Genomic DNA, 25,208 nt, shown 5'->3' with positions numbered 1-25,208 from the left:
ATGATATTTAATAAAGAAGAGGTTGCTCGTGTAGCCAGCTTAGCTAAATTACGTTTTGCAGATGCGGAAATTGATGCATTTGCTGACGGTTTTAATGATATTATTGAGTTTGTTGAGCATTTACAAGAAGTGGATACCGAAGATGTTAAGCCAACTTATCATGGGAATGATTTATTTAATGTTTTCCGTGAAGATGTGGCGGTTCGAGATAATAAAATGCATGCATACTTAGCGAATGCTCCAACAGTCCATGAGACATTTATTCAAGTTCCAGCAATTATTGAAAGTGAGGCGCCATCAGCATGAGTAAATTTCCAGAAACAATCACTGCTATGAAAGAAGGTTTAGCTCAAGGGCTATTTACTTCAGTTGAATTAGTTAATGCAATTTTTGATCGAATTGAAGCAACCGATGAAACCATAGGGGCTTATTTAAGCTTAAACAAAGAAGCGGCGCTAGAAGCAGCGAAAGAAGCCGACCGTATTGGTTATGGCTCGGATGCTCCACGTTTAAATGGTATCCCAATCGCTGTTAAAGATAATATTTTAACTGAAAATCTAGTGACAACAGCAGCTAGTAAGATGCTAGAAAACTTTGTTCCAACTTATGATGCGACCGTTGTAGCTAAATTAAAAGCTGCCGGTGCTGTTATTGTTGGTAAAGTAAATATGGATGAATTTGCTATGGGATCAACCACTGAACGTTCAGCCTTTAAAATAACACGCAACCCGTGGGATACAGAAAGTGTTCCTGGAGGTTCTTCAGGTGGTTCTGCTGCGACAGTTGCTGCCCGTCAAGTTCCTGCATCTTTAGGAACAGATACAGGTGGAAGTATCCGCCAACCTGCAGCTTTTAATGGGCTTGTAGGCTTAAAACCAACCTATGGTTTAGTGTCACGTTATGGTGTTGTTGCTTTTGGTTCTAGTTTTGACCAAGTGGGTCCTTTAACACTTACTGTTGAAGATAATGCTTTGTTACTTGAAGTGATTGCTGGTCATGACAACCATGATTCAACCAGTATTCCTGACCAACCTGAGACATTCTCTGAAAAAATCGGCCAATCCATTGAAGGAATGCGTATTGCTTTTCCTAAAGAATTTAAATCAGATATTGTAAGTGAAGATATTCGTCAAGCTGTCAAAGATGTAGCGGATTTCTTTGAAAGTAAAGGTGCGATTATAGAAGAAGTATCTTTACCACATACACAATATGGTGCCAATGTGTATTATATTATCGCTTCAGCGGAAGCTTCATCAAACTTGCAACGTTTTGATGGTATTCGTTATGGTTATCGCTCGACAGACGCAACTAATCTAGAAGAGATTTATGTTAATTCTAGAAGTGAAGCCTTTGGTGATGAAGTGAAAAAGCGGATCATGTTAGGAACTTATAGTTTAAGTTCAGGTTCGTTTGACAAATACTTCAAAAAGGCTGCTCAAGTTAGAACGGTCATTATTCAAGACTTTAAAAAACTATTTGAAGACTATGATGTTATCTTAGGCCCAACTACTACAAGTACTGCTTATAAAATTGGCGGTAAGATTGAGAATCCAGTTGAAATGTATGTTGCGGATATTCTAACGGTAACAGCTAACCTAGCAGGTATTCCAGCCATTTCATTCCCAGCTGGTTTTGACAAAAACAATATGCCGATTGGGGTTCAACTGCATGCAAATATTTTAAATGAAGCAACTTTATATCAGTTTGCAGCGGCTTTTGAAGCAGAACATGACTTCCATTTACAAAAACCAGCAATTGAGGAGGCAAAATAAATGAATTTTGAAACAGTTATTGGACTTGAAGTCCATGTGGAATTAAAAACAAAATCAAAAATATTTAGTAGTTCTCCGGTACAATACGGTTCAGAGCCTAATGTAAATACAAATGAAAAAGACTGGGGATATCCAGGAGCTTTACCAGTTTTAAATCGTCAAGTAGTAGAGTACGGTATGCGTGCAGCTTTAGCCTTAAACTGTGAGATTACCCAACATATGCGATTCGACCGTAAAAATTATTTTTACCCAGATAATCCTTCAGCTTACCAAATTTCGCAAGCGGACTATCCAATTGGCCGCAATGGCTATATTGATATTGAAGTAGATGGGCAAACACGCCGTATCCGCATTGAACGTATTCACTTAGAAGAAGATGCAGGTAAAAACACCCACGGTACGGATAACTTCTCTTATGTTGATTTAAACCGTCAAGGGACACCTCTTATTGAGATTGTTACTGAAGCAGACATCCGTTCACCGGAGGAAGCTTATGTGTTTCTAGAAGTTTTACGTGAAAAAATTATGTATACCGGGATTTCTGACGTGAAAATGGAAGAAGGATCGCTACGTTGTGACGGTAATATTTCTATACGACCTTATGGTCAAGAAGCCTTTGGTACAAAAACAGAAATTAAAAACTTAAATAGTTTTAACTATGTGCGTAAAGGCTTAGAATTTGAAGAAAAACGTCAAGCAAACATCTTACGTTCAGGTGGTCGTATCCAACAAGAAACGCGCCGTTACGATGAAACCACCGCTTCAACCCAATTGATGCGGGTGAAAGAAGGGGCAGCAGACTACCGCTACTTCCCAGAACCAGATTTACCTCCAGTTTTCATTAGTGATGAGTGGATTGAATCGGTTAAAACGACGATTCCTGAAATGCCAGATGTACGTCGTCATCGTTACGTCAATGAATATGAATTGCCGGAATACGACGCCATGGTCTTAACCTTAAATAAAGAAACATCAGACTTCTTCCAAGATACCGTAGCGGCTGGAGCAGATCCAAAACAAGCTTCTAACTGGTTGATGGGTGAAGTATCTGCCTATTTAAATAACCAAAAAGTCTCTATAAGCGATACAGCATTAACAGCAGAAAACCTAGCTGAAATGATTGCCTTGATTGACAATGGAACCATCTCTTCGAAAATTGCGAAGCAACTCTTCAAGATTTTAATTACTGAAGGTGGCGATGCAAAAGCCATCGTTGAAGAAAAAGGCATGGCTCAATTAAGTGATCCTGCAAAACTTCAACCAATCATTGATGAGGTCATTGCGAAAAACCAACAATCAGTCGAAGACTTCAAAAACGGTAAAGACCGTGCTATTGGCTTCTTCGTTGGTCAAATTATGAAAGCGACGCGCGGACAAGCCAACCCACAAATCGTCAACGAATTATTATTAGAAACCCTTAAAACCCTCTAATAAATATCACTAAATAAACCACTTTTTTCTTGTCAGTGATTGATTAAGAAAAGAGTGGTTTTTTTGATTATTATTTATTTTCTTAAGATAGTCCTTATAAATTTAATAAAATCCCTTGTTGAAGTGAATAAATTATGATAGATTAGAATCAATATACCTACTGTAGGAGGATATTTATTGAAAAAAATAATCAAAGCTATTTTAGGCTCAATCTTCGTTGTTTTGGCGCTTTATGTCGTCGGCTTAGCTTACTATTCAGACAAATTTGTTGCCAATACACATTTTGGCTCGGTTGACATCAGCCATTTGAGCTTAGAAGACGCCCAAAAGAAAATTGAAGAAGACTTAAGTAACCGCAAAATTAGTTTAACTGAAAAAGGCGACGTTGTTGCGACATTACAATTGTCAGACTTGCAACCAAAATTTTCATTTGAATCGAATTTGAACCAATACTTTAATCATCAAGATCCTTTGTTCTGGTTTTCGAACTTAGTGGAAGCCAATGAATATCAAAATGTCTTGAGTAATCAAATACAGATTGATAGACAAGAATTGGTGAATACTTTAGAAGAGCAAGGAATTGTGAATGCGGACAGAACGCAATCCGAAAATGCGCATATTGCTTATAAAGAAAATGAAGGTTTTTATATCAATAGTAGTACTGTTGGTGAACAAGTTGATTTTGATCACCTGGCTGAAGATCTCGTTAATCATCTGGACACAGGTGATATTCAGTTAGAAATTGAAGATAGTTATTTACAACCGGAAATGGAAGATGACTCAAAAAGAGTTGTTGATATGTTCTCCAAAATTAAAACAGCAAGTAGTTTCGAATATATTCTAGAAGTCGGTGGCGATGAGTTAATAATCACACCTTCTCAAATTGAGGCATGGATTTATTTTGACGCTAACAATCAAATTGTATTTGACCGTGAATCCATTACTGAATTTGTCTATGACTTAAATGAAAAATATTCAACCTATAATAAAGAACGCCAATTTGAAAGTACCTTGCAAGGGACCATTACGATTCCAGCAGGCATTTTAGGTTGGGCCATTGATATCGAACCAACCGTTGATTTAATGATTGAAGATTTAATCGCTGGCGTCGATGTTCGTCGCGAGCCTGTTGTCTACAACACCGGTGGTGTGCCAAATTCAGCTAACGACATCGGTACAAGCTATGTTGAAATAGACTTAGCCAATCAAATGCTTTATTTATATAATGAAGGTGAACTCATTTTATCAACCAATATTGTGAGTGGACAAACGGGAACAGAGACTGTGCCTGGGGCTAATGCGGTTATCGAGATGTTACGCGATACGAAACTAACAGGCTACTCACCTCGTACCGAAGATGACTACGAAGTTCCAGTCTCCTACTGGATTCGTTTTGATTACATCGATCAAGGAATCCATGATGCCACTTGGCAATGGGCCTTTGGCGGCGATGTCTATACCTACAGTGGGTCCCTCGGCTGTATCAATACGCCGCTAGAATACATGGGCACCATTTACGAATATGTGAATTACGGTACCCCCGTTATTGTATACTAATCAAAAAATCGTAAGCAACTTGCATTTAGAGTCGCTTACGATTTTTTTAATAAATATCTCTGCTATTGGTGAAAGGTGGGGGCTAGTGTGTTGCGGTTTGCTAAACGCGTGCCCCTCAAATGGCTTTAGTTCCCTGCGTTTAGTGAACGCGTCCCCCTCAAACGGATTTAGTTCCCTGCGTTTAGTGAACGCGTGCCCCTCAAACGGCTTTAGTTCCCTGCGTTTAGTGAACGCGTGCCCCTCAAACGCATTTAGTTCCCTGCGTATGCTGAACGGGTGCCCTTCAAATGGCTTTAGTTCCCTGCGTTTAGTGAACGCGTGCCCCTCAACTCAAATTACTTCCCTGCGATTACCAAACGGCAGTGTGGCGACTTCCCACGCTCCACCGTTTGCCAAATGACAGCTTAGCGACTTCGCACTCTCCACCAACCCAAGCAGAGTTATTTACTTTCATTAAGTGTTTCAAGGACTCTTTTGGCGGTTGTTTGCGGAATACCAAGTTTACGGTATTCTTCGATATCGGCTTCTTTCATTCGCTGCAAGGATTTAAAATGTTTTAGTAACTTATTCCGTGTCTTAGGGCCAACACCTGGGATTTGATCCAATTCGGAGGCGAAATGCGACTTGCTACGCACTTGGCGGTGGTAACTAATCGCATAGCGATGCACTTCTTCTTGGATACGCTGAATGAGCATGAAGGCTTGGTTGCGCGGGTCTAGGTCGAGGACTTCTTCACTGTAGCCATCCATTAAAGAAGCCGTCTTGTGGCGGTCGTTTTTAACCATGCCTGCAATTGGAATCATTAGACCGAGTTCATTTTCCAAGACGTCTCGAGCAGCACGGACTTGAATTTTTCCGCCGTCCATTAAAATCAAATCTGGTAAAGGTTTTTCTTCCCTCAACAAACGCGTATAGCGCCGACGGATAACTTCTTGAGTATGGGCAAACTCATTGGCACCTTCAACGGTTTTAATTTTATACTTGCGATAGCTTTTACGTTCAGGCTTGCCATCAACGTAAACCACCATACCGGATACAGAGTCGGTTCCTTGGATATTGGAATGGTCAAAGGCTTCAATATAATTGGCCTGTTCAATATTCAAGGCTTCGGCTAATTCTTCAATAGCACCAATTGTTTTTCGTTGATTATTTTCATCGAGACGGAATTTCTCATCGAGGGCAAGCTTGCTATTCTTCTCGCATAGCTCGAGCATACTGCGTTTCTTACCACGCAAAGGCGTATGCACCGAAATTTCCAAAACTTCTTCTAAAGTATCATGGTCAACATCGCTTTGTACCAATATTCCTTTAGGTTTAATATGATTTTGTTCATGATAAAAGCGGGCGATGAAAGTTGTTACTTCTTCCTCAGGTTCAGTGTAACAAGGGAAGATGGCTGCTTTACGCTTTAAAATCGAACCTTGACGCAGCATAAACACTTGAATCGACAACCAACCACGGTCAAAGGTATAACCAAAGACATCCATATTATCATAGTCTTCACTCATCACCGTCTGGCGTTCAAGGGTTGTATCAATATAATCAAGCTGATCACGGTAATCAGCTGCTAATTCAAACTCCAACTTTTCAGATGCATGCGCCATTTTAGTCTTCAAATCATTTTTAATTTCACTCACATCGCCATTGAAAAAGCGTTTAATGTGATTAATTTGTTCTTGATATTCTTCGACGCTAACTTCATGGTCACATGGCCCAATGCACTGGTGAAGATGGTAGTAAAAACATGCCCGCTTCTCATTTTTAGGGCAACGACGCAAAGGATATACTCGATGCAACAATTGCTGTGTATTCGTTGCGGCATAAACATTCGGAAACGGCCCAAAATAAATACCTCCGTCTTTTTTCACCACATTAGTAATGATCAACTCAGGATCACGTTCATTTGTGATTTTCAAATACGGGTACATCGTTCCATCTTTTAAACGAATATTGTACAAAGGTTTGTATTTTTGAATTAAATTAATTTCCAATATCAAGGCTTCTTTATTACTGTTCGTAATAATCGTTTCAAAGTGATGGATTTCAGAAACCAATTTGGTTGTTTTCGCATCGTGTGCGCCTCTAAAATAGGAGCGGACACGATTTTTTAAATTTTTAGCTTTACCTACATAAATGATTTCGTCATCACGATTCTTCATAAGGTAACAGCCAGGTAAATCCGGTAATAACTTTAATTTTTGTTCAATTTTATCGCGGATTTCAGCTTGTGTTTCTTGAATATCGTTGACGGATGGCTTATCTGTAGACAAATGAATTCCTCCTATAAAGAATCGTCAGGATGACGTTGTTTCGGGTATTTTAAATGACTGGAGTATGGATTTTCTTGCTGCGATTTAACGAGATATTTACTTACGATAAATTGATTCTGTTGGTTGTTATAGCCATACAAGCTGATTTGATCGTCTGGAAAGACATCTTCAATAAAACCTAAGGCATTTTTCACCACAATGGCTGTTTTAACTTCATCTTCAACTTGAAATTTAATGAGAATCATAATAGGATCAGTCGTTTTAATAAATTTATGCGAAATAAAGCGACCGCTCATTGAATAATAATGGCGTTCAGTATTTTTTTGAGTCATTTCCTCCACCTTATCCCCTTTACTCTATTATACAACATTAAGTCAAGTCCTTACGGTTAATGTTCTAATAAATATCTCCAATATGGTATAATTAGAATTATTTTATAGAAAGTAGTGATCGAATGCAATTTAATGATATGCCTTATCAACGCCCTGATTTAGATGAAGTCTTAGAGGAAGCGCGTGACTATGTTGAACAAATTCGCCGAGCAGAATCAGCTGCGGAAGGCTATGAAGCGATTCAAAAATTCCAAAGCCTGCAAAATAACATCGATACACAAGCAACTTTATCTTCTATTCGTCATTCAATCAATACGAAAGATGAATTTTATGAAGCTGAAAATGATTTTTGGGATGAAAATGAACCTTTCATTTCTGAAGTAACAACGACTTATTATCAAGCTGTTTTAGACAGTCCATTTCGTCAAGATTTTGAAGAGAAATTACCTAAAACATTCTTTATGATCGCTGAGAACAATTTAAAAGTATTTGATGCGAAAATTATTCCTTTACTTCAAAAGGAAAATAAACTTTCAAGTGAATATGGTAAATTAATCGCTTCAGCAGAAATAGAGTATAGAGGGGAAACTTATAACTTAAGTGGATTAAGTGCCTTTGCACAATCAACGGATCGAAAAGAACGTCAAGATGTGACGGGATTGATTAGTAACTTTTTCTCTAGCAATCAAGATGAGTTTGATCGTATTTATGATGAGTTAGTAAAAACACGTGATGAAATGGCTAAAGAACTTGGCTTTAAAGACTTTGTTGAGATGGGCTATATTCGTATGAACCGTTTTGACTATAATCGTGAAGATGTTAAAGTTTTCCGTCAAGAAGTTTTAAAACATGTGGTGCCAGTGGCCAATAAATTATATCAACGCCAAGCAGACCGCCTTGAAATTGAAGACTTAAAACACTATGACTTACCGATTACTTTCAAGGATGGTAATGCAAAGCCTAAAGGGACACCGGAAGAAATTGTTAAAAGTGGTGTGAAAATGTATCACGAACTTTCGCCTGAAACTGGAGAATTCATTGATTTTATGACGGCTAATGATTTAATGGATTTAGTCACAAAACCTGGTAAACAAGGTGGCGGTTACTGTACTTATATTCCGAATTACCAATCACCATTTATTTTCTCGAACTTTAATGGGACTTCAGGAGACATTGATGTCTTAACACATGAGGCTGGGCATGCTTTCCAAATTTATCAATCACGTTGGATTACAACTGCTGAATCAATTTGGCCAACTTACGAAAGCTGTGAAATTCATTCTATGTCGATGGAGTTCTTTGCTTGGCCATGGATGGAATTATTCTTTGAAGAACAAACGCCTAAATATAAATATAGTCATTTAGCAGATGCTCTAACTTTCTTGCCATATGGCGTTTTAGTGGACCATTACCAACATGAAGTGTATGAAAAACCGCAAATGACACCAGAAGAGCGTCGAGCAACATGGAGACGCCTAGAAAAAGAATATAACCCATGGAAAGACTATGATGGCAATCCGTTTTATGAAAATGGTGGTTTATGGTTCCGTCAAGGCCATATTTTCGGTTCCCCATTCTACTATATTGACTACACCTTAGCTCAAGTTTGTGCCTTCCAATTTTGGAAGAGAAGCCAAGCGGACAACGATCCAACCGCTTGGGCAGACTACTTAGCTATTTGTGAAGTCGGTGGAACACTACCATTTGGGGAAATTGTTAAAAAAGCGAATTTAAAATCACCATTTGGTGAAAACAACCTCCAAGAAGTGATTCAAGAAATTGATGATTACTTAAGTCAAATTTCTGATGAAAGTTTAGTCGGATAATAAAAACGAAATGAGTAAGTAACAAGCTGTTTCTAGCACGTTACTTACTCATTTTATTTGAAAGTTTTTCTTCTACTAACTATAACAAATTAATCAGAATAGTTAGGCTTATGGAGAGATATTTGTTAAAATAAAGATAATAACTTATAGGGGGCCTTATCATGATAAACGTTGGAACCATTGGTACCTCAAGCATTACCGAACAATTCATTAAAGCATTAAAACTTACACGAAAATATCATCTTAAAGCAGTTTACTCAAGAAGCAATGCCAGCGCAAAAGACATTGCTACAATTTATAAAGCTGACTACTATACTTCTACACTCAATCAATTATTATTTGACCCAGAAATTGACCTTATTTATATTGCTAGTCCTAATAGTCTGCATGCAGAACAAGCTATTGCCGCTATTCGAGCAGGCAAACATGTCATTGTAGAAAAACCTGCTTTTAGCAATGTAGCAGAATGGCATCAAGTTTTTAATGAAGCAAGCAAAAATAATGTGCTAGTCTTCGAAGCAGCACTACATTATCACAATCGTAATTACCGCCGTCTGAATCAATTAGTCAATAATTTGAAAAAAGGGCATTCGCTTCCTTTCCTAGGAGCGAACTTTAATCTTGGCCAGTATTCATCTCGCTACGAAGATTATAATGAAGCAATGAAAGCCAATAAGGATGGACCGAATATTTTCAATCCACAATTTTCTGGCGGATCACTCATGGACCTAGGGGTCTATCCAATTTATGTAGCAGTAGATTTATTTGGCCTACCCGACGACGTATCTTACCATACCGTCAAAGGTGTCAATGGCATCGATTTATTTGGAAATATGATGTTAAAATATAAAAATTCACAAATAAATATCTTCGTTTCAAAAGGCGTTCATTCTGCCTTAGACAGCGAAATTTATTTTGATGATGAAACGGTTGTCATAAAAAACATCTCAAAAATATCGGCTGTGAAATTAATTAATCGATCAGGACAAGCAGCGAATGTGATTAGTTATGTGCCTGAAAATCCAATGTATGATGAGCTTATTGCCTTTTCAGAAGTATTATTAGATAAAGATAATATTCATCAAAAAGTACGCTATGAAAATTGGAAGCAATTATCACTACAAGTAGCAACTGTGATGCAATTATTACGCAAGTCTGCTGACTTAGACTTTTAGAAAAGGTGAAAGAAATGAATTTGAATGAAACACTCAAAGAATATTGGCAGTTGAAAGGATTTGATGAAGCGACCCCGATTCAAGCAGCGATGTTTGAGCCGATGACAAATAAACAATCCTTCGTAGCGATTTCACCGACTGGTACAGGGAAAACGCTGGGATATTTATTACCTTTGCTTCAAAAAATTGAAGCTAATTCAATCCTGCAAGTGATTGTTTTGGCCCCATCTCAAGAATTAGTCAAGCAAATAGGTGAAGTTGCGCAAGATTGGTCAAAACCTTTAGGAATTAAAGTACAAACGATTTTAGGTGGCGCCAATATTAAACGCCAAATAGAGGAATTAAAAGAAAAACCTGAATTAATTGTGGCAACACCCGGTCGTTTTTTAGAATTATTAAACCAAAGTCGAAAATTAAAAGTCCATCTTGTTGAGACCATTGTTTACGACGAAGCTGACTTTTTATGGCAAGATGAACACCGTCAATCCTTAAATGAAATTGAAAAAAGACTAGATAATCAAGTCCAAAAAGTATGGGTGAGTGCTACTCTTGGCGCGCCGTTATTAGAATTAGTTCAAGCGCCAACGACGATTCCATTAATTCAAATGACTTCACAAGATAATCGTCTACCAATCGATCACCATTATATACTGACGAATGATCGTCAAAAATTAATGCAGTTAAGAAGATTAGCGCAAGTCGAAAATATGCATGCGATTGTGTTTTTTGAACAAGTAAATGAACTCGATCAAGTAGCCAGCAAATTATTACATGATGGCATAAAAGTTGCTACTTTACATAGTCAAGTGAATAAATTAGAGCGTCAATATGCGATTGAATCATTCAGAGCAGCTGAAGTGACATATTTATTAACGACTGATTTAGCCAGTCGTGGGATGGATATTCCAGCTTTACCTTTTGCGATTCACTATAATCGCGTGAGAGATTTGGATACGTATTTCCACCGCTCAGGTCGTGTTGGACGAATGGGGCACAAGGGAATTGTGATTTCCTTAGTGAATGAGCAAGAACTTCGTGATTTACAAAACATCTTGGACGCGCGTTCGATTCAGTTAACAGAAAAAATTGTTTATCAGCAAAACATTGTGGATCTAGAAGTTCGTGAGTTAGCAAGAGACGCTAAAGTGGAAGACTCAGAAAGTAATTCAAGCGCCAGACCAATGCAAGCTCGAAAGCCAAAATCAGCTTCAGCCACGCAAAACTCGCCGGCAACAAAAGCTAAAAAGAACAAGAATAGACATAGAAAGCAAAAGAATAAAGGGAAACCTCAACGTTTTTCTGAAAAATAAAGTGATTTAATAAGGTGGTTTACATAAAATTTACATTAATTTTGCAGTAAATCAAAATTGGTATGATAGTGTATAAATATAAGAGCTGATGATTGAAGAATAGGATTAATTGATAAGGAGTCCGAAAATGCGTATAGCGATTGTTACTGAAACTTTTGTTCCAGCCACTGATGGTATTTGTACTCGTTTTGCAAAGATGGTTGTTGAAATGAAAAAATTAGGGCATGAAGTGATTGTTATTTCGCCTGACTTAGGAATTGATGAATATGAAGGTGTCCCTGTTTTCAGAATTGAAACACTCACATTTCCTCTTTACGGCTCACGACCTTGGGGAATACCTAGTCGAAAAATTAAATATATTCTGAAAGCATTCAAACCCGATATTATTCATGCGGTCAATCCATTTTTTATGGGGACATCTGCCGTTCGTTATGCGAAACAACTCAACATACCTTTATTAACGTCTTACCATACACACATGCCAAATTACCTTGATCACTATAAAATGCCTTTGTTAAAACCAATTTTATGGGAATACATTCGTTATTGGTATCAATTCTCTGAATTAAATATCACTGTTTCCAAGACCCTGTTAGGAGAGTTGAACGAGCAACAAATTGAAACGGTTGGTGTATTACCAAGCGGAATCGATTTAGAACAACGTCATCCAGACTTTTTTGATGAGGAATTATATCAGCGTTTAACCTTTAATCAAGCGGATAAAAAGTTATTAGTCTATGTCGGCCGCTTAGCAGCTGAAAAAGATCTAGATCAGTTAAGAGTCATGTTTAATCACCGCGTTGATATTTGTTTAGCGTTTGTTGGTGATGGTCCTGAACGTGAAAACTTAGAAGAATTGTTTAAAGACACACCAACAACTTTCCTAGGGTTTCTTCATGGAGAAGACCTTTCAACAGCTTTTGCGACAGGGGATGCGTTTATATTCCCATCTATTTCTGAAACCTTTGGTTTAGTCATCTCGGAAGCCATGGCATCTGGTTTACCTGTGATCGCAGCAGAAAATGGACCAACTTTAGAACAAGTTACAGACAATGAAACAGGCTTTATTTTTGAATCTCGTAATACTAATAGCTTAATGGCCGCATTAAAAAATCTAGATAATCCATTATTAATGGAAAAAATTCGACTAGCTGCCCGTAGAGAAGCAGAAAAACATTCATGGAACCGTGCAACTAGAGAACTACTTGATTATTATGACCAAACAATCGAAGTGTTTGAACGTCAACATCGTCTGGCTTATCAAGATATAGCTAACTATTAAAGCAAGATGCTCGGTTACGAGTGGAAATTTTGTTAGAGATATTAAATAAATCCGAACTTTTAAATGATAGTGAAACAGTTTGTTGAGTACCGTAATATGGTATTCGCTGTTCATGAGACTATCGTTTAAAAGTTTGTTTTTTGTATGATGAAGGTTGATCATTGGATGTTTTCTCGTTATAAAGAGAGGTAAACTGGCAAGTATAAACTCGACAGTTCTAAATGAGACTAAAGAAAAAATTAACATGTTTTTTCGAAGCTAATATTCTCATGAGGTGCGTCCAAACGAACCGCTCATAAGGCATATAATTTGGATTATGTGTCGAACTGATAGCTGATTAAGCATATAATCTGAATTTTATGCCGATAGGTCCAATCAATCGGCATATGCGCCGAGTTATATGCCGAATTCTAATACTTATTCCCATCAATCCCAGAATGGAAATTTAAAAACCGTTCTTAATTTTATATTAGGTGCAGTCGCTATAGTCTGATATAATAAGGAATAGTGAGGATGCAAGTGTAGACTGCATCAAATTATTGATTAAAGAGAGGTAATAGGATGATTGGAGCATTAGAAGCTGGTGGAACAAAAATGGTATGTGCGATTTTTTCAAATGAAGGTGAACTCATTGAACGAGTGAGTTATCCCACTGAAACGCCAAAAGATGTTATGCCAAAAATCATTGATTTCTTTAAAGGCTTTCCTGAGTTGAAAGCGATTGGTGTTGGATCATTTGGACCGATTGGCGTCAATAAAGACATAGGTACATTCGGCTATATTACAACAACGCCAAAGCTAGCTTGGCAACATTTTAATTTATATGGGACTTTAAAAGATGCCCTAAATTTACCTATCGCTTGGACAACAGATGTTAATGCTGCAGCATATGGCGAGCTAAGACAAGGAGCCGCTCAAGATGTGAAGAATTGTATTTATTTAACAGTTGGAACAGGCGTTGGTGGTGGAGTCGTTGTGAATGAAAATGTCGTTGAAGGATTTGCTCACCCAGAAACGGGCCACATGTTATTAAGAAAGCATGAAGACGATTATTATGAAGGATTTTGTCCATTCCATGATAACTGTGTTGAATCACTTGCAGCAGGCCCAGCGATTGAAGGTAGATGGGGCAAAAAAGCCATTGAATTGGCTGACCAAGCTGAAGTTTGGGAACTTGAAGCGGATTATTTGGCCCAAGCACTGTATAACTACTATGTCACCCTAAGTAGCGAACGCTTTATTTTAGGTGGTGGCGTGATGAAACAAAGTCAATTATTCCCATTGATACGTGAGAAATTCGAACAATTAAATAATGGCTATCTTGAACTACCGGCCTTAGACAGCTTTATTGTTCCACCTCTTTTAGGGGATAATGCTGGAATTACAGGCTGCTATGAATTAGCAAAAGATTTATTAGAGGAAGCTGTTGAAAATTAAATGGGAAAACCGTTATCCGCGTTCTAAGTGGCCGAAAAAATGGCATGGATTGTCTATGGCAGCAATGAAACCTTATCAAAAATATGTTAATCGGATTAAACCAGGGATTTGTGGAAGCTATGCCAGTGCAGCCTTAATCCATTATTTTGTCCAAGAAAAATATGGATACCAAGTAGATATGGATAAACTAATCAAAGTATTAAAACCGCTCATTGAAGATCGGTATCCCTACCGAGGGACATTTCCATGGGACTTAAAGAGTGGTATCAATGATTTTATTCCTAAACCACTATCTGTTAAGACTCGCTATCATCTTATTTCAAATCCGATTGTATTAGACCAACTAAATAAAGAAAATCCTTTACCAGTTATTGTTGGCACATCGCGGATTTTAGGGAATAGTTATGGGAATCACTGGGTATTGGTTTATGCATGTGGATATAATGAAGAAGGACAACTATTTTATCGAGCTTATGATAACCATGGCCGTATTGGAGCAGTTATTCCTGCTAGTCAAACACTGGCGGCTGTGTGGATTGAAGAAAAAACTTGATGAAGATGCATTGGAAGGAGAAATTATTTCATGAGAGAATTTGATTTAATTGTATTAGGTGGCGGTAGTGGTGGTATTGCAACAGCAAACCGAGCTGCTGAATATGGAGCAAAGGTCGCTGTCATTGAAAATAGCTACTTAGGTGGAACGTGTGTGAACTTAGGTTGTGTGCCTAAAAAGGTGAGTTGGTATGCAGCGTCGATCAATTCCGCTATTAATAAATATGGACCAGGCTATGGTTTTACTGCAGAAAATGTTAACTTTGATTATACAACCTTTTTAAAAGCTCGTGATGGATATGTTGAGCGTTCAAGAGCAGGTTATACCAATCGTTTTAATAGCAATGGTGTTGAACATATTAACGGTTATGGTGTGTTAAAAAATAACCATGAAATTGAAGTAAATAATGAAACGATAAGAGGTAAATATATCCTTCTAGCAACAGGGGGGCATCCTGTTTTACCAGATGTAAAAGGATCAGAATATTTAGATAATTCCGATGACTTTTTCGCTTGGGAAGATTTACCTGAGTCGGTAGCGGTAGTGGGTGCAGGTTATATAGCTGTAGAGTTAGCTGGTTTACTTCATGATTTAGGGGTTAAATCACATCTAGTTGTTCGTTACGATCGTCCATTACGTACATTTGATCGCATGCTAAGTGATGGTTTAGTAGAAGCTTTTGAAAAAGACGGTCCTAAACTGGTAACAAATACATCATTTGATGAATATAATAAGAATGATCAAGGTAAAATTGAGTGTTACCAAAATGGTGAACTCATTTTAACCGTTGACCGAGTGATTGCAGCCATTGGACGTGTACCAAATACAGATAAAATTGGGATTGAAAATACACAAATCAAACTATCAGCGAAAGGTCATATTATTGTTGATGATGCGCATAGAACTGCTGAAGAAAATGTTTTTGCAGTTGGAGATGTCATTGGAAAAATCGATTTAACGCCTGTGGCAATTAAAGCAGGTCGTCAAGTAGCAGAATATTTATTTAATCAGAATAAAACATCTGCTATCGATTATACTAATGTACCTACGGTAGTTTTCACTCACCCAGCCATTGGGACAGTAGGGCTAACTGAAGAAGAGGCTATTGCAGCTCATGGGGAAGATCGAATAAAAATTTATACAAATAAATTTTATTCGATGTATGCATCTGCAGGCTGGCATCGTGAACCATGTTACTTTAAATTGGTGTGTTTAGGTGACGAAGAGAAAATTATTGGTCTACATGGTATTGGCGAAGGCGTCGATGAAATGATTCAAGGTTTTGCGGTTGCAATCAAGATGGGAGCAACAAAAGAGCAATTTGATAGTGTGGTGGCAATCCATCCGACAGGTGCAGAAGAATTTGTAACAATGCGCTAATATTTTTTAATTATTGAAGTCATATTACTTGCTATCTTGGCTGAGTGTTGTATACTTAACTTAGCATAAAAATGCTACAATATTAAGACAAGAGAGGTGAAAAGAATGGGTTGGTTATGGTCATTAATCGTCGGTGGTGTTATCGGATGGTTAGCAGGAGTCGTTATGGGAAGAGATATTCCCGGAGGAGTTATTGGTAACATTGTTGCAGGTCTAATTGGTTCATGGGTTGGTGGTTTATTATTCCCTGACTTTGGCCCAATCGTTGGAGGCTTTGCAATCGTCCCAGCATTAATCGGTGCCATCATTCTTATCGCAGTTGTAAGTTTTATTTTACGTCGTTCAAGATAAAACAACTTCGAAAGAACAATTGTATAGCTTTAGTGAAAGTAATCCGAATGCCCTTGGCATTCGGTTTTTTTCGTGAAAAATATTGTAGCTTTTCCCCACAAAGTTTTCATTTAATAGTATAATAGTATTAATGTTCAAAAATCAACGAGAGGGGGACAACACCGTTGGACGATAGTAAATATAAAACATTTAGTCAGACCTATCGTATTACAGATGATTATTTTTTGAGTGATTATGCGAACATCTTCGATATCGGAAAGTTGATTGAGCATACGCTTTATCTTTCTGGTGAGCACGATCAATTTCTTCAAAAAGAAGCAAATGTTAAAATTATTTCAGATGAAGAGACCTGGGTCATTACTCAATATTATATTAAGCAGTTACAGATGCCTGCTTTAAATGATCAAATTACCGTTCGAACAAGAGTGGTGGACGCAAATCGATTTTTTATTACTAGATACTTTGATATTTATAACGATGAACAGCTATTATTTGAAGTATTTACACAATATACAGTAATAAATTGGCAAACACGTAAAATGGTCCGAATGGATGTTGAACCATTAGAACGGCTGGATTTAGTGGATAAAGAGTTAACGATACCTTTTAAACGTTTTGTAAAACCGGATGAATTTGAAAGTTATTTATTTAGTGAAAGAGATATTCACGACAGTGATATCGATGAAAATAACCATGTCAATAACTTAGTGTATATCAATTGGGCTTTTTCATCGTTGCCAAAAGATTTCATCACCCAGCATACGATTGATACAATTGAAGTGAAGTATGGGAAAGAGCTTTTCAAAGACAATCAGGTGGGCATTGATTCTTACCGCTTAAAACCGCACTTAAACCAAACAGAAACATATCAAATAATTAAGGATAAGGCTACCGATAAAGATGCTTCTTATGTTAGAATCAATTGGAAGCCTGTGGAAAATTAAAAATGAGGAGAAAAAGACGAACATTGATAACTTTAAAATCAGAAAGAGAAATACAAGCAATGAAAGAGTCAGGAAAAATCCTGGCGGGAATCCATAAAGAATTAAGAGATTTTATTAAAGTAGGCGTTACAACTTTAGAAATCGATCAGTTTGTACATGAGAAGATTGAAGCAGCAGGAGCGGTTGCTGCACAAATTGGTTATGATGGCTATGAATTTGCTACTTGTACCAGTATTAACGATGAAATCTGCCATGGTTTTCCTTCCAACTATACGCTAAAAAATGGCGACATCGTTAAAGTAGATTTTTGTGTTGATTTAAATGGAGCCATTTCAGATTCTTGCTGGTGTTATGCAGTCGGCGATATAACGCCAGAGCACCAACGATTGATGGATGTAACCAAAAAAGCTTTATATTTAGGAATTGAACAAGCTGTTGTTGGAAATCGCATTGGTGATATTGGTCATGCCATTCAAACTTATGCTGAAGCTGAAGGCTTTGGTGTTGTTCGTGACTTTATCGGCCATGGTATTGGCCCAACAATCCATGAAGAGCCGGCTGTTCCACATTATGGTTTGCCTGGTAAAGGTCTGCGCCTAAAAGAGGGCATGACGATTACTATTGAACCAATGATTACAACAGGAACTTGGCAAATGAAAATGGATGCCAATCGTTGGACAGCTCGAACACGTGATGGTGGTTACTGTGCTCAATATGAACATTCACTCGTCATTACCAAAGATGGCCCTATTTTACTGACAGACCAAGAAGATAATAATTTATAAAAGAAAAGATCCGTGCACTTAAATCAATGCACGGATCTTTTTTTGCCAATTATTCTTTTTCTTCTTTAAGTTTTGTTCCTAACTCAATCAAATACTCACGTAATTCGTCTTTAATTTCAGGGTGACGTAAGCCATAGTCAATACTCATTTCCATAAATCCAAGCTTATTCCCAATATCATAACGTTTGCCATCAAAGCGTTTGGCAAAAACCCGCTGGGTTAAATTCAATGTATCGATGGCATCGGTTAATTGAATTTCATTCCCCGCACCAGGCGCTTGTGTTTCTAGAATATTAAATATCTCTGGTGTTAATAAATAACGTCCTACAATCGCCAAATTACTTGGAGCATCTTCTGGTTTTGGTTTTTCCACAAAATTAAGAACATTATAAATACCATCGGCGTATTCACGTTCAGGCGCAATGATTCCATATTTTGATGTTTCTTCGTGAGGAACTTCCATCACAGCAATATTCGATGCATGTGTTTGATTATAAACATCAATTAATTGTTTGGTTAGAGGAACATCATCTTCCATAATATCGTCTCCTAGCATAACAACAAATGGCTCATCACCAACAAATGCTTTTGCTTGAAGAACCGCATGTCCTAAACCTTTTGGATAAGATTGGCGGACAAAGAAAAGACTAATATCACTTGTTTTTTGAATCAACTCAAGTAAATCGTCACGACCTTTTTTCTCTAACTGTTGTTCTAATTCAATGTTTGAATCAAAGTGGTCTTCAATTGAACGTTTACTTTTACCAGTAACAATCAATATTTCTTCAATTCCAGATTCTATCGCTTCTTCTACAATAAATTGAATCGTTGGTTTATCAACAATAGGAAGCATCTCTTTAGCCATTGCTTTTGTAGCAGGTAAAAAACGTGTACCTAAACCAGCAGCTGGAATAACGGCTTTTCTAACTTTCTTCATATATGATTACTCCTTTTCAGTCAGTAGCTTATGATAAATAGCCAGATATTTTTGCGATACACTTTGCCAATTGAAAACATCGATGCTAGCAGTGGCATTGTGTGATACGCGTTGATAGTTTTTTATCAGATAGTCGACTGCTTTTATGAAGCCACGTGTGTCATTTTTTTCAACACTGACGCCAATCAGATGATTGTCAAAGAAACTATCAAAACCTTCTTTTTTTGTATAGATAACGGGCAAACCTTGACTCATGGCTTCCGGATAAACCAAACCAAAGGTCTCAGGAGAAGACAAGAGAGCAAAGATATCCATTTGACGATATAGTTGGATTAACTCGTCTTTTCCTTTTGACCCATGATATACCACTTGTGGCATTTCTACTAATCGATCGGTTACTTTTTGATCCCAAGCTGGCCCAACAATATGTAATTCAGTTGGATAAAAATGGTTGTACTCATTCACCATTTCAGCGAGTGTTTCAAAGCGTTTCCCAGCATATATTTTACCAACACTTACTATACGAAGCGGCTTGTCAATGACATGATTTTTACGGTAGTAACGATTGGTTAACCAAAAATCATCTATACCGTTCGCAATAATTTGCGTCTTAGCTTTTAAACTCTCGACTAATTTTTGCGGCACATATTGGTCATAAACTTCGTTATAGGTATTTTTTGAAATGAAAATAATTTGGCTGGCATGTTTTAAAATATCGATTCCCATCGGTCTTAACCAGGGCATACGTTGGAAAAATGTTCTGAGGTCGGCATTACGAACAGCTACAATATATGGAATATTAAATTTCTTATGAATCTGCCTTGCTAGCCAACCATTTGAGAAAAGTGAATGCGCATGTAACATATCGAATGCTTCAAAGTCATAACTAGTGAGCAAATCTTTTAAAATTTTATGGTGTTTAAGGTGGAAAATATAGCGATCCAATTGATGGAAAGTTCGATGAACTTTCGTATAATCCCCAGAAGTAGCAAGACGATCTTCAGGGTATTCATGAGAAATAGGGACATAAACATCAATATCTATTCCCATTTGTACCTGTCGGCTATATAACTGACTAAACAATCCCGAAGTTGAAAAATAGGAATTGATATGAAGAATTTTCATCTAGTTGCTCCTTTAACTGGTGATATTTATTAGTCATTGCTTGGAAGGTCGATTTGATTTTCTAAAAATTCAATGCGTGATTCCAAACTTTCAATGCGATCGATTAATGGCTGTTGGACTTCGGTAATGTCAATTCTTTCATCTGAAGGTATTTGAAAAAAAGTTATCAATACATAAATCCCAATAAACAGAAGAAGGATGACAATAATCATGTAAAACCAACCACCTCGATCAATGCGACGGTCGATTTCATCCATTTGCTTGCTTAATTCTTGTTCAATTGTTTTATTCGTTTTGTTATTTTTTTTCATACCTTACTCCTTATTGATGATTTAGAAGGCCCATTCACCATTTCTAAAGACTGGAACGACCTCTCCGTCGTGTGTAATACCATCGATATTCATTTCAGCACTACCAACCATGAAATCTACGTGAGTTGTCGAACGGTTTAAGCCAGCTTCTTTTAATTCATCTTGCGTCATTTTTGTTCCGTTTTGAACAGAAGTCGCATAAGCAGAACCTAAGGCTAAGTGGTTCGAAGCATTTTCATCAAATAATGTATTATAGAAAATAATTCCTGATTGTGAAATAGGTGACTGATGTGCAACAAGTGCAACTTCACCTAAAGAACGTGCGCCATCATTACTATCGAGTAATTGTAGTAGCGTTTCTTCACCTTCGGCAGCAGAAGCTTTAACTACTTGACCATCTTTGAATTCGAAGACCATATCTTCGATTAAAACGCCGCCGTAGCTTAATGGTTTCGTACTTGAAATAACACCATCAATGTGACGGAAATCAGGAGCTGTAAAGACTTCTTCAGTTGGCATATTGGCAACGAAAACTTCGCCTTTTTCATTAAGGCTTCCGGCACTTTCCCAAATATGATTTAAAGGTAAACCGATGGTAATGTCTGTCCCTGGTGCTGTGTAATGTAATGCTTTAAATTGTTTTTCGTTAAGGAAACTAGCTTTTTCTTGTAAGCGGCTTTCATGCTCATCCCAAGCTGCAACAGGGTCTTCTTCGTAAACACGTGTTGTTTTGAAGATTTGATCCCAAAGTGCATCGACTTTTTCTTCTGTTGTTTCTAAGTCTGAGAACACAAGTTTTGCCCATTCTTCACCCGCACCAGCAGCCACTAACCAACTCACAACATTAGCTTGTGTAGCAATTCTAACATCATGCATGGCTTCAGCACTTGCTTTTTGAGCGGCACTAATTTTTGAAGCGTCAATGCCTTTTAAGGCGTTAGGGTTAGAAGAACGTAAAGCAATGCGCTTAGCACGTTTAGTAATCATATCGTTTGCTTCATCAATTTTATATTGTGGGATATCCGTTAAGGTATCAACAGATTGGTATTCATAACCTAAGCGAGATAATTGATCGTCTGTCCAATTAACAAATACTTTTTTAGCTCCAGCTTCGTAAGCTTCTTTAATTAAGATACGAACTAATGGTGCTTGTTCAAGGTCTGTATTAATTTGAACATAATCATCTTTTTGAACATTAATTCCTTTTTGTATAAGTAATCTTGCGTACTTCGTTAGTAATTGATTAAAATTTTCTAAAACCATCTATTTAAAACCCTCTCTAGTAATTAATTAATAAATTTCTCTGCAATAGAATTTGCAAGTGCCTCAAGTCGGATGACATCTTCTTCTTCGGCATCTAGATTGACTTTAACACTCGGTCCACCTAAAGTTGCTCCGGCTTTTAGAAATTGTTCTTCAAAAAAGTCAACAGCTGCACAGAATACTTCATAAAAATCATCACCTGACCCAAATACGCCAAAAACTTTATCAGATAAATCAAGTTCACCTAATTCTTCATGAAAATCAATCATTTCATCGGGTAACACACCATCAACGCCATAGGTATATGATCCAATGAGACAAATCTCATAATCAAGAAAATCTTGTGCGTCTGCTTGCATGCAGTCCAAGATTTCGACTGTAATACCACGCTTTTCTAATGCATTGGCAACGATATGCGCCATATGCTCTGTGTTTCCTGTAAGACTAGCGAAAACAATGAGTGCTTCTGGCAATAGTTAGAACCTCCTTAAAAATCATCTTTTTACTAATAGCTAAGATTAAACAAATTTTCATTTGTTTATAAAAACACTTGTTATTATTATAGCAAATTTATAAGCTTTCTGATATGTTAATTTGTTTTTGCAACTTATCTTTAACCATTATAAAGTTTATCGTACAAACTAAAGCAGCACCCGCCCATGCAAGTCCATCACCTAAGGTAACCCCATCAAAGCCCATAAATTGGAAAAGAATAAGAGCTGCAATGATGCGCATTGCGACTTCTGTTAGGCCTGCTAATGAAGGAAATAGGGTATAGCCCATACCTTGTAAGCTATAACGATAAATATACAATAAACTCAGTGTCCAATAAAACGGGATATGGAAAAGGAAATAGCGACTACCATAGCCGACTACGGCTGAGTCAAACTCAGCGCCTGATACAAACTGTACGAGATGCGGACCAGTAAACACAAAAATAAGCGAAAAAACAAGGGCGATCGAAACAGATAAAATGATGGCCACTTTAACTCCATCTAAAATACGTTGATATTCCTTAGCACCTAGGTTTTGTGCAGTATAGGTTGCCATTGCTAATCCAATTGACGATAAAAAAATAACTGAGAACATATCAATCCGTGCCCCGATTCCTTGAGCAGCGACTGCATCTGGACCAATGGTATTTAATGAACGTTGAACAAAGAAAGCACCTAATGAGATGATGATGGATTGGATACCAATCGGTAAGGAATTTTTAATATGACTAATAAATTCTGATAACTGAAAGGATCTTTCTTTTAAGTTAACAAATAAAATTGGCCATTTTTTCCGAATAGCAAACAGACAAAGAATAACACCAATTAAATTAGAAATTAAAAAAGCGATTGCAATTCCTCGAATGCCTGTTTTAAATAATGCAACCATGACGAAGTCTAAGGTGATATTTATTAGGGCAACTAAAATAATAAATGTCGACGGTGTTCTGGCATCGCCCAGGCTTCTGAACATATAGGTAATGTGGACGAAAATTGTTTGTGCCATAAAAGCCCAAAACATGATGCGTAAAAAGTCATAGGCATATTGATAGGATGAAGGAGCAATATTTAGAACTTGCAACATTTCATCGATAAAGAAATAGCCAAATGCTGTAACGAGTATCACTAATATAAAAATGTAAAAATAATTAATAAAAATACTTCTTTTTAGGCGATGAAAATCTCTAGCCCCATAAGCATTAGCTAAATGAATGGTTAAACCTAGTGTTAATCCTACAGCTAAGTTACTAAATAAATAATAAATCGTGAGCGATGCAGAATAACCTGCTAGGGCATCGACACCTAAAGTCCATCCAATTAACATATTTTCAATGAGAAGATGTAATTGAACGATAAAGTTACTAATAATTAATGGAATGGCTAATTGTAAAATTGTTGCTAAAGGTGAACGCTTTTTGATAAGTTCCATTGCTTGCCTCCGTTACTTGAATAATTGCTCTATACAGTAAGATACCTTATTTCATAGGATTTTGAAAGCCAATGAAGCAATTTATTAACTTTTTTTCAAAGATGTGTCAATCAGCAAATATTGATTTTTTTAAAGTAAGAATATGCTATACTATTACAAGAATATAAAACGATGTATTTTTTTAAAAATGGAAAGGAAGCATATCAAATGGCGATTCTAATTACAGGTGGTACTGGCTATATCGGAAGTCATACAGTTGTAGAGTTATTGAATTTAGGGACTGAAGTTGTTATTGTCGATAATTACTATAACAGTAAGCCAGAAGTTTTAAATCGAATTAAAGAAATTACAGGTATCGAGCCTACTTTTTATGAAGTTGATATTTTAGATAAAGAAGCTTTAGCAGAAGTTTTTAACAAACACCGTATTCAATCGGTGATTCATTTTGCTGGTTATAAAGCAGTAGGTGAATCTGTCGGCAAACCTTTAATGTATTATAAAAACAATATTGCTGGGACAATTGCTTTACTAGAAGTAATGGAAGAAGCAGGAGTAAAAGATATTGTCTTCAGTTCATCTGCAACGGTATATGGCTTAGACAATCCATCGCCTCTAAAAGAAAATATGCCAACCATGGATGCTAATAGCCCATATGGCTATACCAAAGTTGTGATTGAACAAATGCTTCGTGATTTAGCTCATTCAGATGAAGAATGGTCTATTACGATTTTACGCTACTTTAATCCAATTGGTGCGCACCAATCTGCTAGAATTGGTGAAGATCCTCAAGGTATTCCGAATAACCTCATGCCTTATATTACGCAAGTGGCTATTGGTAAAAGAGAAAAATTAAGTGTTTTTGGTAATGACTATGATACTCATGATGGTACAGGTGTTCGCGATTATATCCATGTGGTTGATTTAGCTATTGGGCATATTCGTGCAATTGAAAAGAACACTGAAAAACGTGGCGTTAAAACCTACAACCTAGGGACAGGTATTGGATACAGCGTCTTGGATTTAGTTAAAGCATTTGAAGAAGCGAATGATATAACGATTAATTATGAAATTACCGACAGACGTCCGGGTGATATTGATACTTGTTACGCTGATGTAACCTTAGCGAATGAAGAATTGAATTGGCGTACAGAAAAAACCTTAATGGATATGTGTCGTGATTCTTGGAATTGGCAACAAAACAACCCAAGTGGTTATGATAATTTAGACGCAGTCACTGAGTAAGG

Annotated in this window: 23 protein-coding genes; 15 read left to right on the top strand and 8 right to left on the bottom strand. The window is 37.1% G+C overall.

Annotated elements, in window-relative coordinates:
* From gatC to ACTQ54_RS08130, 4 genes are all read left to right on the top strand, one after another.
* Positions 1-306 carry an Asp-tRNA(Asn)/Glu-tRNA(Gln) amidotransferase subunit GatC gene (gatC, locus tag ACTQ54_RS08145; protein ID WP_441755822.1) on the top strand — a complete coding sequence of 102 codons (306 nt, stop codon included), beginning with the start codon at positions 1-3 and terminating at the stop codon, positions 304-306.
* On the top strand, positions 303-1,772 hold the full coding sequence (gene gatA / locus ACTQ54_RS08140; RefSeq protein ID WP_441755820.1) for an Asp-tRNA(Asn)/Glu-tRNA(Gln) amidotransferase subunit GatA: 1,470 nt from the start codon (positions 303-305) through the stop codon (positions 1,770-1,772). The genes gatC and gatA overlap by 4 nt, the downstream gene beginning before the upstream one ends.
* Positions 1,773-3,203, top strand: a complete 1,431-nt coding sequence (gatB, locus tag ACTQ54_RS08135; protein ID WP_441755818.1) for an Asp-tRNA(Asn)/Glu-tRNA(Gln) amidotransferase subunit GatB — start codon at positions 1,773-1,775, stop codon at positions 3,201-3,203.
* 177 nt (positions 3,204-3,380) lie between these two features.
* Complete coding sequence (locus ACTQ54_RS08130) at positions 3,381-4,760, top strand: L,D-transpeptidase family protein (protein WP_441755816.1); 1,380 nt, start codon at positions 3,381-3,383, stop codon at positions 4,758-4,760.
* A gap of 440 nt (positions 4,761-5,200) precedes the next feature.
* Here the strand turns inward: ACTQ54_RS08130 and uvrC are convergent, their stop codons facing one another.
* A complete protein-coding gene (gene uvrC / locus ACTQ54_RS08125) occupies positions 5,201-7,030 on the bottom strand; it encodes an excinuclease ABC subunit UvrC (protein WP_441755814.1) in 1,830 nt (609 codons plus the stop codon).
* Positions 7,031-7,041: 11 nt separating this feature from the next.
* Complete coding sequence (locus ACTQ54_RS08120; RefSeq protein ID WP_441755812.1) at positions 7,042-7,362, bottom strand: hypothetical protein; 321 nt, start codon at positions 7,360-7,362, stop codon at positions 7,042-7,044.
* Between the two features lie 122 nt (positions 7,363-7,484).
* Here ACTQ54_RS08120 and ACTQ54_RS08115 point away from each other — a divergent pair, with 122 nt between their 5' ends.
* From ACTQ54_RS08115 to map, 10 genes are all read left to right on the top strand, one after another.
* Positions 7,485-9,188: a M3 family oligoendopeptidase gene (locus ACTQ54_RS08115; RefSeq protein ID WP_441755810.1), complete on the top strand. Its 1,704-nt coding sequence runs from the start codon at positions 7,485-7,487 to the stop codon at positions 9,186-9,188.
* Between the two features lie 161 nt (positions 9,189-9,349).
* The gene (locus ACTQ54_RS08110; protein ID WP_441755808.1) at positions 9,350-10,363 is read left to right on the top strand and encodes a Gfo/Idh/MocA family protein; all 1,014 of its coding nucleotides are present in this window, start codon (positions 9,350-9,352) and stop codon (positions 10,361-10,363) included.
* Positions 10,364-10,377: 14 nt separating this feature from the next.
* Positions 10,378-11,673 carry a DEAD/DEAH box helicase gene (locus ACTQ54_RS08105; RefSeq protein WP_441755806.1) on the top strand — a complete coding sequence of 432 codons (1,296 nt, stop codon included), beginning with the start codon at positions 10,378-10,380 and terminating at the stop codon, positions 11,671-11,673.
* 127 nt (positions 11,674-11,800) lie between these two features.
* Positions 11,801-12,955 carry a glycosyltransferase family 4 protein gene (locus tag ACTQ54_RS08100; protein WP_441755804.1) on the top strand — a complete coding sequence of 385 codons (1,155 nt, stop codon included), beginning with the start codon at positions 11,801-11,803 and terminating at the stop codon, positions 12,953-12,955.
* 561 nt (positions 12,956-13,516) lie between these two features.
* Positions 13,517-14,392 (top strand): ROK family protein, encoded by an 876-nt coding sequence (locus ACTQ54_RS08095; RefSeq protein ID WP_441755802.1) that lies wholly within the window; start codon positions 13,517-13,519, stop codon positions 14,390-14,392.
* Positions 14,382-14,945, top strand: coding sequence for a dihydrolipoamide dehydrogenase (locus tag ACTQ54_RS08090; RefSeq protein WP_441755800.1), 564 nt, complete (start codon positions 14,382-14,384; stop codon positions 14,943-14,945). The genes ACTQ54_RS08095 and ACTQ54_RS08090 overlap by 11 nt, the downstream gene beginning before the upstream one ends.
* A 30-nt stretch (positions 14,946-14,975) precedes the next feature.
* Complete coding sequence (gene gorA / locus ACTQ54_RS08085; RefSeq protein WP_441755798.1) at positions 14,976-16,325, top strand: glutathione-disulfide reductase; 1,350 nt, start codon at positions 14,976-14,978, stop codon at positions 16,323-16,325.
* 105 nt (positions 16,326-16,430) lie between these two features.
* On the top strand, positions 16,431-16,676 hold the full coding sequence (locus tag ACTQ54_RS08080) for a GlsB/YeaQ/YmgE family stress response membrane protein (RefSeq protein WP_441755796.1): 246 nt from the start codon (positions 16,431-16,433) through the stop codon (positions 16,674-16,676).
* Positions 16,677-16,840: 164 nt separating this feature from the next.
* Entirely contained in the window at positions 16,841-17,620 is a 780-nt protein-coding gene (locus ACTQ54_RS08075) for an acyl-ACP thioesterase domain-containing protein (RefSeq protein ID WP_441755794.1), read from the top strand.
* 23 nt (positions 17,621-17,643) lie between these two features.
* The gene (gene map / locus ACTQ54_RS08070) at positions 17,644-18,405 is read left to right on the top strand and encodes a type I methionyl aminopeptidase (RefSeq protein WP_441755792.1); all 762 of its coding nucleotides are present in this window, start codon (positions 17,644-17,646) and stop codon (positions 18,403-18,405) included.
* A gap of 49 nt (positions 18,406-18,454) precedes the next feature.
* Here the strand turns inward: map and galU are convergent, their stop codons facing one another.
* The 6 genes from galU to ACTQ54_RS08040 form a co-directional block, all read right to left on the bottom strand.
* On the bottom strand, positions 18,455-19,342 hold the full coding sequence (galU, locus tag ACTQ54_RS08065) for a UTP--glucose-1-phosphate uridylyltransferase GalU (RefSeq protein WP_441755790.1): 888 nt from the start codon (positions 19,340-19,342) through the stop codon (positions 18,455-18,457).
* Positions 19,343-19,348: 6 nt separating this feature from the next.
* Complete coding sequence (locus ACTQ54_RS08060) at positions 19,349-20,467, bottom strand: glycosyltransferase family 4 protein (protein ID WP_441755788.1); 1,119 nt, start codon at positions 20,465-20,467, stop codon at positions 19,349-19,351.
* A 29-nt stretch (positions 20,468-20,496) separates the two neighbouring features.
* Positions 20,497-20,778, bottom strand: a complete 282-nt coding sequence (locus ACTQ54_RS08055; protein WP_441755786.1) for a hypothetical protein — start codon at positions 20,776-20,778, stop codon at positions 20,497-20,499.
* Positions 20,779-20,799: 21 nt separating this feature from the next.
* Positions 20,800-22,041, bottom strand: a complete 1,242-nt coding sequence (locus ACTQ54_RS08050) for an aminopeptidase (RefSeq protein WP_441755784.1) — start codon at positions 22,039-22,041, stop codon at positions 20,800-20,802.
* A 23-nt stretch (positions 22,042-22,064) separates the two neighbouring features.
* The gene (locus tag ACTQ54_RS08045) at positions 22,065-22,514 is read right to left on the bottom strand and encodes a flavodoxin (protein ID WP_441755782.1); all 450 of its coding nucleotides are present in this window, start codon (positions 22,512-22,514) and stop codon (positions 22,065-22,067) included.
* Between the two features lie 97 nt (positions 22,515-22,611).
* Positions 22,612-23,964: an MATE family efflux transporter gene (locus ACTQ54_RS08040; RefSeq protein WP_441755781.1), complete on the bottom strand. Its 1,353-nt coding sequence runs from the start codon at positions 23,962-23,964 to the stop codon at positions 22,612-22,614.
* Between the two features lie 207 nt (positions 23,965-24,171).
* Here ACTQ54_RS08040 and galE point away from each other — a divergent pair, with 207 nt between their 5' ends.
* On the top strand, positions 24,172-25,206 hold the full coding sequence (gene galE, locus ACTQ54_RS08035; RefSeq protein ID WP_441755779.1) for a UDP-glucose 4-epimerase GalE: 1,035 nt from the start codon (positions 24,172-24,174) through the stop codon (positions 25,204-25,206).
* The last annotated feature ends 2 nt before the right edge of the window (positions 25,207-25,208 follow it).

Origin of the sequence: Fundicoccus sp. Sow4_H7 (assembly GCF_052115865.1) — a bacterium.
Lineage (GTDB): Bacteria > Bacillota > Bacilli > Lactobacillales > Aerococcaceae > Fundicoccus_A.
This window is presented reverse-complemented; position numbering and strand designations above follow the sequence as displayed.

Bases quoted from the DNA above. Each gene is read 5' to 3' on its own strand.
- gatC (WP_441755822.1), top strand. From the start codon at position 1: ATGATATTTAATAAAGAAGAGGTTGCTCGTGTAGCCAGCTTAGCTAAA.
- gatA (WP_441755820.1), top strand. From the start codon at position 303: ATGAGTAAATTTCCAGAAACAATCACTGCTATGAAAGAAGGTTTAGCT.
- gatB (WP_441755818.1), top strand. From the start codon at position 1,773: ATGAATTTTGAAACAGTTATTGGACTTGAAGTCCATGTGGAATTAAAA.
- ACTQ54_RS08120 (WP_441755812.1), bottom strand. From the start codon at position 7,362: ATGACTCAAAAAAATACTGAACGCCATTATTATTCAATGAGCGGTCGC.
- ACTQ54_RS08115 (WP_441755810.1), top strand. From the start codon at position 7,485: ATGCAATTTAATGATATGCCTTATCAACGCCCTGATTTAGATGAAGTC.
- ACTQ54_RS08110 (WP_441755808.1), top strand. From the start codon at position 9,350: ATGATAAACGTTGGAACCATTGGTACCTCAAGCATTACCGAACAATTC.
- ACTQ54_RS08105 (WP_441755806.1), top strand. From the start codon at position 10,378: ATGAATTTGAATGAAACACTCAAAGAATATTGGCAGTTGAAAGGATTT.
- ACTQ54_RS08100 (WP_441755804.1), top strand. From the start codon at position 11,801: ATGCGTATAGCGATTGTTACTGAAACTTTTGTTCCAGCCACTGATGGT.
- ACTQ54_RS08095 (WP_441755802.1), top strand. From the start codon at position 13,517: ATGATTGGAGCATTAGAAGCTGGTGGAACAAAAATGGTATGTGCGATT.
- gorA (WP_441755798.1), top strand. From the start codon at position 14,976: ATGAGAGAATTTGATTTAATTGTATTAGGTGGCGGTAGTGGTGGTATT.
- ACTQ54_RS08080 (WP_441755796.1), top strand. From the start codon at position 16,431: ATGGGTTGGTTATGGTCATTAATCGTCGGTGGTGTTATCGGATGGTTA.
- galU (WP_441755790.1), bottom strand. From the start codon at position 19,342: ATGAAGAAAGTTAGAAAAGCCGTTATTCCAGCTGCTGGTTTAGGTACA.
- ACTQ54_RS08060 (WP_441755788.1), bottom strand. From the start codon at position 20,467: ATGAAAATTCTTCATATCAATTCCTATTTTTCAACTTCGGGATTGTTT.
- ACTQ54_RS08055 (WP_441755786.1), bottom strand. From the start codon at position 20,778: ATGAAAAAAAATAACAAAACGAATAAAACAATTGAACAAGAATTAAGC.
- ACTQ54_RS08050 (WP_441755784.1), bottom strand. From the start codon at position 22,041: ATGGTTTTAGAAAATTTTAATCAATTACTAACGAAGTACGCAAGATTA.
- ACTQ54_RS08040 (WP_441755781.1), bottom strand. From the start codon at position 23,964: ATGGAACTTATCAAAAAGCGTTCACCTTTAGCAACAATTTTACAATTA.
- galE (WP_441755779.1), top strand. From the start codon at position 24,172: ATGGCGATTCTAATTACAGGTGGTACTGGCTATATCGGAAGTCATACA.